Genomic DNA, 11610 nt, shown 5'->3' with positions numbered 1-11610 from the left:
CACCCCTTGTAGAATTATTCCAGACCCACCGACAGGTAAAGCTTGTGGCCATGCCACTGAATTGGCACTACAAAAACCGGCGGTCTGAGTTTCATAAGGATATCTTCCGGGCGGCCCCTGAGTACAATCGGTACAGAAATCATAAACCCGCTGCCAAAGCTGCGGCGGACGTTCCCGGCAACCGTATTGGTCAGTTCACCGACCATATCCACAACATCCTCAGTACTGAGTTCGCCTGGCCCGAGAATTACTGATGCAAGTTCACGCAGCATCGATTCATCGGCAGTTATATATATTCCGCCTCTCTGAGCGCCGGATATTCCTATCAGACCGGTGTATTCAAGCAGTATTGTTTCACCTTCCCTCATGTAGGGAATACCCATCTGTGCCCCTTCACTGCTGACCTCTTCGAAATACTCGACAAGCACCCTGATGAATGCACGTAACTGAAGCTCTGTCATTGCATCCCTCCCAATATATGTTCCATTTCTTCCTGCAGCTGGGCTGCAGTAAATGGTTTTGTCAGAAAGCCTCGCGCACCTTTTCTGATTGCTTCCAGTCCGGTCTCGGGATCAGAAAGTGCTGTGATAATGAGAATTCTGGTCTCAGGTTTGATTCTCAGCATCTCCACCAGACATCCAAGCCCGTCAAGCTCCGGCATGGTAATATCCATGGTTACGATGTCCGGTCTGCATCTACTGAATTCACGAAGCGCACTCACACCATCTGCCGCCGTCGCCGCAATCTCGAGCCCAAAGGGCATCAGGTATTTCTGTATGGCACGACGCATAATATTGGAGTCATCCACAATCATAAGTTTCACGACCAACCTCCCGCGGAATAATGATACATTATTGTCAGTAAATCAGCATAAATCCACAGGAAGGAGGTAAAATTTAGTAATCATACAAAAATGTAGGGTAGAGAGATCAGTATTTACTGATCGGTAATACCAGACGCACCAGAGTGCCGGAAGCGGGTACGCTTTCAATGCTGAGCTCACCGCCTATAGCAGCAGCACGTTGATGCATCCCCAGAATCCCGAATTTCTGCCGACTCTTCGTGCATACAGCCCTTGTATCGAAGCCTGCGCCATCATCCTGAACATACATTTCAATTCCGTACTGCTCGTATTTCAGACCTAACTTAAATGACTTCGCACCCGAATGCCTCACTGCATTCGTCAGGGCTTCCTGCATAATCCTGAACACACACAAGCGCTCCTGTTTACTGACACAGAGTTCGTGAGCACAACCTGAATCCGGAATTACCAGAGTGATTGGCAAACGGAAGTTTTTCTCGAACTCCCTGGCCTGCCAACGCAGAAGATCATCAAGACTGCCCATGTCCAGAACTGGAGGCCGCAGTTCATTGATCAGGATCCGCATTCGGTCAACTGCTTGATCGATAATATGCTCCATATCCGAGATAATCGAGCACAGCTCTTCCTTACCCGAACCCTCAATAAGCGATAAATTCATTCTCAATGCAGTCAATGACTGCCCAAGATCATCATGAAGTTCTCCGGCTACAAAAGCGTTCTGTTCCTCACGGATTTCCTGCAGATAGTTGGACAGTTCACGATACTGCTGCTCACGTTCCCTCAGACGTACTTCAGTCCCGAATAATTTCAGCGCTGTTTCAATTGAAGCAATAACAAACTCAATATTGCCTGGGGTTTTATACACATAGCCGTACTTTGTCATCTCACGGGCTGAGGCAAAGGTCTGGGGATCAGCATAAGCAGTATGCAGCACAACCGGGATTTCACATAGTTCATGAATTCTTCGGGTAGTTTCCGGACCATCCCAGCTTTCAGTGCCAAGGTCAATATCCATCAAGATCAAATCGGGTATATCACCGTTTTTTATCCGATTAAAAGCTGAATACCCATCCAGGTCTGCACTTATGATATAAGCACAACCGCTAAGAGCTCGCTTCATCTGGAGGAGGCTGAGAGGATCATCATCAACTAGCAGTATATAAGAGCCACTCATATACAAGTACTGTAATGCATTTGCATAGGGATATCCCCCTCCCCTATAATTATACAAGGAGATAACTCATACAATATGCTGAAAAAAATCTACAGCGCGCTGATTTGCGGAAATAAGGTATTCCTGATTTCGATCTCCCTTCTTCTTCCGGGCATTCAGATATCCGGCAGGGAAATCTGCCCTTCGAGACTCTTTGAAGATCACGGTACGATTATGCTGCTGATCCAACCCGATTCCGGTCGGATTGTATATGCGAACCGCGCTGCCAAAGAGTTCTACGGGTATCCTGAAATTGAATCGATGTATATTAGTGAAATAAACACCCTGACAGAGAAAGAAATCCAGACAGAGATGATGCTGGCCGCCGAAATGGACAGAAACTACTTCCTTTTCAGGCATCGTTTATCGGACAGCAATATCCGGGATGTCGAAGTCTACAGCTACCCCATCGAATTCGAAGATGAGCTCCTGCTTTTTTCGATTATTGTAGATATAAGCGACAAGATAGCTGCTCAGATTGCAGTTCAGCAGAGAAATATCCAGATTATAAGCCTCACGACTGGCGGACTTATTGTACTCGGCCTCTTCACACTCATGCTGCTTTACAACATTCGCCGCAGAAGAAAAACCGAAACAGCATTGCGTGATAGCCGTGAGATATTTGCCAGATTGTTCTACGGTAATCCGAATCCTGTAATCCTCTCGGAACTGAAAACCGGACTGTTTATTGACATTAACAAGGCTGGATCAGATTTCCTCGGGTACCCGAAGACAGAACTGATACAGCAATCATCCATAGATCTCGGGATATGGCCGGAACCGGAAGAACGGACTGAGTTATACAACAAACTCCGGGCAAATAACCGGATTACAAATTACCCTGCACACATAAGATCATCAACAGGTCTCATTCATAATGTTGTTATTTCAGCAGAAATTCTGATTCTGCAAGGCAGGGATTTTATGCTCTGCGTACTGACGGATATCTCGGATCTGATACTGTCTATGGATGAAAACAAGAGACTTCTTGAGGAAAAAGAAATCCTGCTGCGGGAGGTACATCACCGAATCAAGAACAACATGTACACAATCAGCAACATACTTACACTGCAAGCCGAATTGAGCAGCAGCATAGAAGTTAAAACCGAATTACAGGCAGCAGTACAGAGACTGATTGGTATGAGCGTTCTCTACGAGAAACTCTACCAGTCGTCTGACAGAAACAGCGTATCCCTCAAAGACTACCTGAACGCATTATGCAGAGAGATAATCAACAGCAGCAGTGCTCAGAGGAAAATTGATCTGATAACTGATATTCAGGAAATTAAAATGGAAGCCAGATATGTTTCAAGCCTGGGAATAATCGTTAATGAGTTGATCAGCAACGCAATTAAACATGCATTTCACGACACCGTACACCCACGCATCGAAGTAAGTGCAGAAAACAGAAACAGCCGGACCATTGTCAGGATTATGGATAACGGATGCGGGTTTCCTGAAAACATGCAGAAGGAAGGTTTCGGCATGGAGCTCGTGCGGCTGCTGCTCAGGCAAATCAATGGGAATATCAGGATAGAAAGCAGAGACGGTACGCTCTTTATTGTTGAAATCTGATGCGTATTTCAGACATTCAGGTATATACTGTGGCCATGAATATCCCGGAAAAACAGATACTATTAACAATACCAAATGCTCTCTCATTCTTCAGACTTATAGGAGTCCCCTTTTTATACCCGCTCGCATTCTCAGGACATTATAATGCCTTCCTTGTCTGGTTCATTGTCCTCGGTGCTACGGATTTTCTGGATGGAAAAATCGCCAGATATCTTGACCAGTGCAGCGCCTTCGGCTCTTTACTCGACTCTGTTGCAGATCTGGCGTATTACCTTTCGGCGGCGTTTTTTATTATCGCACTGTTTCCTGAATATCTTGTTCCTAACTTATCTTTTTTCATTGGATTTATTGTTATTTTCATTGGCTCAATACTGCTACCATATATAAGATTCGGAAAAGTAATTTTCCTGCACACATTCCTGTTAAAACTGAATGGTGTTCTGGTATTTGCCGTAATTGTACTATCCTTTATGACAGATATCACCTTGTTAGTCCGGGCTATAATCCTGATTTACTATCTCGCATACCTGGAGCTTGCTCTCATGTTTCTCATCTACGGTGAGATAAGCCCGGATACAAAATCTATCTTCCATTTAATGAAAGAAACAAGGAAAGAACAATAAAAAAGCCCTTTTCTCCGCGAAGAGAAAAGGGCTCCAATCAAGCCTTCTCTTTATATTCCAGATAATCAAAAAACGCTGGTGTATTCCGACCGCTGGTATCGAAGCAGGAAATACCTACAAATGTCCCGGTAAATCCCATCGGCAAGGCATACTCATCGGAGAGCTTCGAGGCATCGAGTACCGGGCCTATAGACTGCCATTTACTACCGTCAGAGCTCCAACGGAACTGTAGATCACCTTCATGCACATCAACACCCAGATAAACCTCATTTGAATCAAGCTGCTGCTCACGTTCACCAAGAGGCAGATCAATGGTACCCGCATCATACACGATCAGACCCAGTTCAAGCCTGGCATTCTCTCCCGCATGCATGCGCAGAATATACTGATTACGTTCATCGTAACGTACGATCAAACCTGCAAACTGCTGAAAGTCCTCAGGATCAAACTGCATTCTGGTTTCAGCAGACCATGAAAAATGCTGCACCCTCCGCGCCAGCAGCGACTGTCGAAATCTGCTTTCAGGACTTTCAGCCCCCAGAAGACAGATCCAGCCAGATTTTGCCTTCAGACTGACGCGTTCATCAAGCGGTATTCTCAAGGACTGCAGTTCAGGTGTAGCGCTTGCAGCATCAAAATCATCTCTCCATGAATATGGTTCAGAAGATCCTGAATCCGCAGATTCTGCTATGCCCTCGAAACTCACCACGGTTTGCGGCACTGAGGTTTCGGGCCATGGCCAGTCATCATCCTTCCAGGTTAAACGCTGTAGTGCGGTTTCCCGACCCAGAGGGCATCGGAGGCTGCCAGGCAGCGGTCTGCCGCACAAGTGAGCGAGCACCCATTCTGTGTCACTGACAGGAACCATGCTTCCATGACCAGCTTTCTGCAGACCGTCACAAAGTGATAGCCTGATATCAGTTCCATCTGCTTCAGCCTTCTGAAAGGTCTTCCAGTCATTCACAGAACTCAACAAGGGAGTCTGCGGATGCAGTTCATACGGACCCTGTATCTCCCGGCTTCGTGCCAACGTAACTGCATGAGAATAGGATGTTCCACCCTCTGCGGTCATGAGGTAATACCATCCATTGCGTTTGTACAAATGAGGAGCCTCAGTCAGTGCCAGAGGACTACCGGGAAAAATGTTCTTTCTTGGTCCGAACAGCTCTTGTTTCTCATGGTTATATTCCTGCAGAACGATTCCGGCAAAACTGTTCTTGCCGGGACGGTAATCCCACATCATATTGACAAACCATTTCCGTCCATCGTCGTCATGAAACAGTGAGGGATCAAATCCACTGGAATTCATATACACCGGTTCAGACCATGGACCATCAACAGAATCGGCTGTCACCAGATAATTATGTGAGTCCTTGAATCCATTACTGTACTCCGGAGGGGTTCCTGCCCAATTCTTGACATCTGTATAAATCAGCCAGAATTTTCCATCCGCATGACTGAGACAAGGAGCCCATATACCGCCGGAAGATGGATTCCCGGCCATATTCAGCTGGGAAAGACGATCCAGGGGCCGTCCTGCCAGTTCCCAGTCCCGAAGATTTTTACTGCGATAAATCAGAACCCCCGGGAACCATTCAAATGTGCTGACTGCAATATAAAACGTCTCTCCGACCCTGCATATTGCAGGGTCGGCATGGAACCCCTTCAGTACGGGGTTTTGAATCTGTATCATTATGTCCTATCCTTTGACTGCACCAATGGTTAATCCACGTATAATTGCTTTGGAGAAAAGCACTACAACAATAAGAATCGGCATTATAGAGATGGTTACGCCGAGGTAGATTGCACCGTAGTTCATTTCATACAAACCACGTATATTGGAAATAACCAGCGGCATGGGGAACTTGTTCATTGAGTGCAACAGCACCATTGGTGTTATGAGGTCGTTCCATTTAACAATGAAGGTAAACATTGACATTGTTGCAATTGCCGGCATAGCAAGCGGAATAATCAAACGGCTGAATATAAAAAACTCTCCAGCACCATCGATAACGGCCGCCTCAATCAAGGAATCACTGATGCTCTGCTCGATATACGCCCGGATGAAAAACACCATTCCAGCGTTGGCTATCATCGGGAGAATGAGAGGAGCAAATGAATCAAGCAGCCCCATATTAGCGATCAGATCATAGTAACCAATAAGACCCAGCTGCTGGGGAATCATCATCGTTCCAAGTACGATCCAGAACAGGAGTTCCCGTCCCTTGAAATTAAACTTGGCAAATCCATAGGCAGTCATTGCGCTGAAAAAGGCAGCAAGAGCAATCGATGGTACGGTAATTATTACACTGTTGTAGAAACCGCGCCAGATATTGACCCTTGACTGGATTATTTCATAGTTGCGCAGCAGATGCTGACCGGGAGTAAGCCAGACATTCTGCGATATCTCTACATTACTGCGGGTTGAGTTGATTATCATCATATAAAACGGGGTAATACAAATCAGAGCCAGAAACACCAGAAAGGTGTACATAACGGCCCGTTGTACTGGATGCTGTTTGTACAGATTCATGCTACAGCCTCCTTCTTGATATCCTTGATTTTCTTGATCTGATTTGTCACGGTCTTTTTCTCGAGATATATCAGTTTGAAGAACAGAACTGATAGTATCAGAATCATAAAGAACAGAACGTAGGCGACAGCAGCAGCATATCCGATGTTGTAGTTTCTGAAGGCCTGGTTATACAGGTACAGAACCATGGTGGTCAATGCATTATCCGGCGCACCACGGCCATTCGTGAGCACACGGGGAATATCAAAGATCTGCAGCCCGCCGATAAGCGAAGTAACCATAACATAGGCCATGGTAGGTCTCATTAGTGGAAGCGTGATGTACTGAAAAACCTGTCTACGGCTCCCGCCGTCAATAACAGCCGCTTGATAGAGTTCGGTATCAATAGCTGTAAGTCCAGCCTGGAAAATAATCGTTGTATATCCGAACCACTGCCACCATTGAATAAAGGAAACAGTACCCTGTGCGATCAAGGGTCGTGTAAGCCAGTTTATCGGCTCACTTACTATCTGCAATCTCATAAGTATCATGTTAAGTGTCCCGAACCTCCAGTCCATCAGGACTGCAAACAGAACGCCGATCGAGGCGGCTGTCACCAGGTTTGGTAAAAAGAAAAAGGTGCGAAACATCTCCTTGCCGCGAATTCCATACTCAGTAAGAATAACAGCGAGCAGCAAGGCAATTACAATTTGCGGCACAAAGTTTACAGTCCACATGTACCCTGTATTCCAGATCGACTGATAGAATACCGGGGTTGTAAATAAGCGCTGATAGTTCGACCAGCCGGCAAACTCATTTTCGAACATGTTAATCGGTGTCTGAAAACTCAACCACAATGTAGATATAATCGGATAGAGCTGGAAGGTTAAAAATGCCAGAAAATACGGCATTATAAATAAATAGCCCTTCGTATTTCTATTCAGGCTGTGCAGTTTCATAATATATCTCCTGGATATGGAAAGCAGCCGAACCGGCTGCGGATCAATTCTGATCCGCAATACCGGTGCAGCTGCTGCTGGATCAGCGCTCTACAATTACTTCGCTGATGCGTGGAATTATGTCACGTACAGCAACCTTGAAGTCATTGATTGCCTGATCAAGTGTTTTCTGACCATTAGCATACAGGTCAACCTGATCGCCCCATGCATTCTGGATCTGGAAATCCCATGGTCCAATGAAGGACACATCAATTCCAGCAACCTGTTCGGCAAAGTATGCATAGTGATTCTGTCCGCCCAGGAATGGTTCAGAGAAATCACCCTTAATGCGATCTACAACATCAACATTAGATACAAAGTCACCGGTAGAACGAGCCCATGCTTCCTGGAATTCAGGATTGCTTCCAATAAATTTTACCAGTTCCCATGCAAGTTCCTTGTTCCGGCTGTTGGTGTTAACACCGATCCATGTACCGCCCCAACTATAGGTAGCAGGAGGATCGGCAAGGCCCCAGTCGCCGCTCCATGCTGCTTCACCCGCATTGGCTTCAGGTTCTGCATTTGGCTTGAGTACATAGTGCAGACCCCAGGTCGGCAGAATGTAGGCAAATACGCTGGCATCAGTCATTGAACTGAACCATGCAGGTGACCATGTTGTTGCACCAGCTTCAATTCGGTTGTCGCGCATTTCTTTTGCGAGTTCCATATACTCAACCAGTGTGGCTGGAATAACTACCTTATCACCCTGAATATAGGGCTCTGTCCGGCGGTTATATACGAATTCTGACATATCACCATAGCCGGAAAGCAGGTATCGATCTCCACCATAAGTTTCCTTGATCATTTCACCAAGTTCATAGAACTTGCCCAGATCACTGGTCCACTCGCTGACAACCGCAGGATCATCAGTGCCGAGAACTTCCCGGGCTATACTGCGTCGATAGAACAGTCCACCTGGGGTTGCCTGCCATGAAAGAGCAGTTATTTCACCATTGGCATTACGGCCGAGGTCAACAACATAGTCCGCCATCGCATCGGTCAGCGCTTCAGCATTATAAGGGGCACCAGAAACAGGCTCCCAGTAACCAGCTTCAATCAGCTGTCGGAACCATGCCCGCTCACCGGTGAACACGTCAGGTGTAGCACTGCGTGACCGCATAGTATTGTTGATACGATTCAGATACACCTCATCATCATTCGGATAAATGGTGAATTCAATGTCTACATTCGGGTGCACAGCCTGGAATTCTTCCAGCATGCCGCCCAGTTCATCGGTAAATGACCATACCACCAGTTTTCCCGACAGGCCGTCTGCAGTTGATGCAGGCCGAGCCTCTCCCTGTCCGCCAGCAAATACAGCAGCTGCTGCGAATGCCATCAGAACGAAAACAAACGCTGAAATGCGTAGTTTTTTCATAGGTTTCCTCCTTGGATTGCCTGCAAATTTGTATGATACAAACTTGCTTTTATTCTTGATATGTACCATACTATCACCAGATCATACGGGAGTAAAGACTTTTTTTATTGGAAACATAGATAAATACGGAAGAGGAGTTGATATCTGTTCCAGGATATAGTGCAATAATTGAATATTTGTTCTATAATCGTATCCCTACAGATAAATATTGACATACGGAAGATAAAATGAACAAAAAAAGCCTTAAATATCGCGCGGTACGAGACCTCCTGGTGCAGACACTGCAAAGTGAAAACTACCAGTCGGGACAGAAACTCCCGACAGAACTGGAACTGACAGAAAAATTGAAAGTCAGCCGAACCACAATACGGCAAGGCCTTGAGCTGTTAAGAGAAGAAGGTATTATCTCGAAAATCCAGGGCAGCGGAACCTTTTTCCGGGGCTTCAATCTCAAACCGGAATCAGCAGAATCCCGGACTCAGGAGAATAACAAGCTACAAAAAGGATTTATCGGTCTGGTTAATTTTAATTACATGGACTATATCTACCCGGAAATTTTCAGAGGAGCAGAGGAGACACTTGCCTCGGAAGGGTATTCCCTTGCAATAGCACCCTGTAACCGGGATCTGGACAAGGAAATACAGTCAATCCGCAGGCTTATTGATCAGGGAGTGAAAGGATTGATTATCGAACCCTCGACTAACCTGCAGATCAACGAGGATCATCCAATAAGTGAGGTAATCAGAAACATCAGGATACCAGTAGTGGCTACCCATTGGGGAATCAGCAATCAACTCGTCTCAACAGTAACCGTAGATGACATAATCGCTGGAAGACTAGCAGCACGACATTTCATTCAGCTAGGACATTACAATGCTGCAATCGTGTATAAAAATGACGTACAGTCAGGTTTCGACCGCCTGGAAGGCTTCAGACAGGAGATGTCCGAAGCCGGCTTTCCGGTTCCCGAAAGCATGTGTGCCGGTTTTTCGAATGCCGAGGATATGCCTGGTGAGCAACCTGGCTACATGTGCACACAAAAACTGATAGCAGATAACAAGAATAGAATCAGTGCAATTTTTTATTTCAACGACATGACAGCCCAACAAGGTTATCATGCACTGAATGAAGCCGGGTATCGCATACCCCGGGACATTTCTGTCCTTGGCTTTGATAACTACCAGCCAACTGCTTTCATGAATCCACCACTGACGACCTTCGAACACCCGAAATATGATCTGGGCCGCTGGGCAGCCCAGATCGTGCTGAATGAACTGGAGAATACCAGTTATAACCTGCGGAAAAAGCTGGTTTTTGAACCTAAACTCATTGTCAGAGAAAGCACAGCATCTTTCAGTCAAACAGGCTCATAACAGCATAATATGCAGGCTTTGGCTGATGATCCACATCAAACAGCATGGGCCAGTTCTTGCGATTGCTGACAGGGAAATTATCAAGCCAGGTTCTATCGTCTGCCACACCCCAGAATGTCACATTGCTTACAGCATCGCTGTTCCGCAGCAGGACCTCAAAGATTTCACGATATCGCTCTGCCTGCAGCTGCAGCATTTCTTCCGTAGGTTCCGGTAACCGAGTACTTCTATCCTCGTGTCTGTACATTGAAACATCGAGTTCAGTAATCTGCACATCCAACCCCAGATCTGCAAAGCGTCGTATCCCGCGCTCCAGGGTCTGTGCATTCGGGAAGTGTATATTCCAGTGCCCCTGAAAGCCGATTCCATCTATCGGAACGCCTTCAGCAATCAATCCAGATAACAGTTCATATATCTTGTCCTGCTTGACCGGATCAAGGACACTGTAATCGTTGTAGTATAATTTTGCATCCGGCATTATTTCCCTGGCCATTTCAAATGCAATTCGTATATAGTCCTCACCCAGTATGTTCAGATACGGTGATGGACGCAGAAACTCATTCGGCTGATCGGATATAGCCTCATTTACAACATCCCATACAACAACCACATCTCCGTAGCGCTCATACATTCCGGTCATATGCCGTCTCATCCGCTCGAGCAGGACATCCGGCTCTACCCGTCCGCCTACTCCCGCGAAAAACCACCCTGGAGTCTGCTCATGCCAGACAAGAGTGTGCCCCCGCATTACCAGCCCGTGCTCACGTGCAAGATCTGCAATCTCATCGGCACCAAAGGTTATCCAGGTGTTCATCCTGGGCTGAATAACAGCAGGTTTCATTTCATTTTCAGCGGTCAAACTGTTGAAATGCCTGAGTGCAAGATCCCTCGAGCCAATAACAGTTGAAGAATTCAGGGCCGCTCCGATTGTAAAGTGCTCACTGAAGGCATCTTTCAGAGTATCTGGCCTGGATGAGAAAGCCCCCGAAATACAGGAAGCCAGCAGTAGAACAACAAACACATTTAATACAAATATAAATATAGGTATTCTTTTATAAGACATATCAACCCCTTCATTAATACAAATACCATGTCTTTATTGATTTGTCGAGACA

The 11610-nt window shown here is 46.2% G+C and carries 11 protein-coding genes; 3 read left to right on the top strand and 8 right to left on the bottom strand.

Annotated features, from left to right (window positions below; translation table 11 throughout):
- Positions 1–14 precede the first annotated feature (14 nt).
- From ACYQ2L_RS09385 to ACYQ2L_RS09375, 3 genes are all read right to left on the bottom strand, one after another.
- Positions 15–461: a chemotaxis protein CheX gene (locus tag ACYQ2L_RS09385; protein WP_460054412.1), complete on the bottom strand. Its 447-nt coding sequence runs from the start codon at positions 459–461 to the stop codon at positions 15–17.
- Complete coding sequence (locus ACYQ2L_RS09380) at positions 458–814, bottom strand: response regulator (protein ID WP_460054632.1); 357 nt, start codon at positions 812–814, stop codon at positions 458–460. Before ACYQ2L_RS09380 ends, ACYQ2L_RS09385 begins: the two co-directional genes overlap by 4 nt.
- A 115-nt stretch (positions 815–929) precedes the next feature.
- Complete coding sequence (locus ACYQ2L_RS09375; RefSeq protein ID WP_460054410.1) at positions 930–1997, bottom strand: ATP-binding response regulator; 1068 nt, start codon at positions 1995–1997, stop codon at positions 930–932.
- A 75-nt stretch (positions 1998–2072) separates the two neighbouring features.
- Between ACYQ2L_RS09375 and ACYQ2L_RS09370 the strand changes: the two genes are divergently transcribed.
- Together ACYQ2L_RS09370 and ACYQ2L_RS09365 are read left to right on the top strand one after the other, a co-directional pair.
- Positions 2073–3611 (top strand): sensor histidine kinase, encoded by a 1539-nt coding sequence (locus ACYQ2L_RS09370; protein ID WP_460054409.1) that lies wholly within the window; start codon positions 2073–2075, stop codon positions 3609–3611.
- A 35-nt stretch (positions 3612–3646) separates the two neighbouring features.
- Positions 3647–4234, top strand: coding sequence for a CDP-alcohol phosphatidyltransferase family protein (locus tag ACYQ2L_RS09365; RefSeq protein WP_460054405.1), 588 nt, complete (start codon positions 3647–3649; stop codon positions 4232–4234).
- A gap of 37 nt (positions 4235–4271) precedes the next feature.
- Here the strand turns inward: ACYQ2L_RS09365 and ACYQ2L_RS09360 are convergent, their stop codons facing one another.
- The 4 genes from ACYQ2L_RS09360 to ACYQ2L_RS09345 all read right to left on the bottom strand — a co-directional run bounded on the left by ACYQ2L_RS09360 (position 4272) and on the right by ACYQ2L_RS09345 (position 9122).
- Positions 4272–5927, bottom strand: coding sequence for a glycoside hydrolase family 43 protein (locus tag ACYQ2L_RS09360; protein WP_460054403.1), 1656 nt, complete (start codon positions 5925–5927; stop codon positions 4272–4274).
- A 6-nt stretch (positions 5928–5933) separates the two neighbouring features.
- A complete protein-coding gene (locus tag ACYQ2L_RS09355; protein WP_460054401.1) occupies positions 5934–6767 on the bottom strand; it encodes a carbohydrate ABC transporter permease in 834 nt (277 codons plus the stop codon).
- Entirely contained in the window at positions 6764–7705 is a 942-nt protein-coding gene (locus tag ACYQ2L_RS09350) for a carbohydrate ABC transporter permease (RefSeq protein WP_460054397.1), read from the bottom strand. The genes ACYQ2L_RS09355 and ACYQ2L_RS09350 overlap by 4 nt, the downstream gene beginning before the upstream one ends.
- Positions 7706–7787: 82 nt before the next feature.
- Positions 7788–9122: an ABC transporter substrate-binding protein gene (locus tag ACYQ2L_RS09345; RefSeq protein ID WP_460054394.1), complete on the bottom strand. Its 1335-nt coding sequence runs from the start codon at positions 9120–9122 to the stop codon at positions 7788–7790.
- 227 nt (positions 9123–9349) lie between these two features.
- Here ACYQ2L_RS09345 and ACYQ2L_RS09340 point away from each other — a divergent pair, with 227 nt between their 5' ends.
- On the top strand, positions 9350–10495 hold the full coding sequence (locus ACYQ2L_RS09340; RefSeq protein ID WP_460054391.1) for a substrate-binding domain-containing protein: 1146 nt from the start codon (positions 9350–9352) through the stop codon (positions 10493–10495).
- On the opposite strand, the gene ACYQ2L_RS09335 is transcribed toward ACYQ2L_RS09340, so the two are convergent.
- Complete coding sequence (locus tag ACYQ2L_RS09335) at positions 10476–11558, bottom strand: endo-1,4-beta-xylanase (RefSeq protein WP_460054389.1); 1083 nt, start codon at positions 11556–11558, stop codon at positions 10476–10478. The two genes, ACYQ2L_RS09340 and ACYQ2L_RS09335, sit on opposite strands and share 20 nt — an antisense overlap.
- Positions 11559–11610: the final 52 nt, after the last annotated feature.

It is taken from the genome of Spirochaeta dissipatitropha (assembly GCF_054657935.1).
This window is presented reverse-complemented; position numbering and strand designations above follow the sequence as displayed.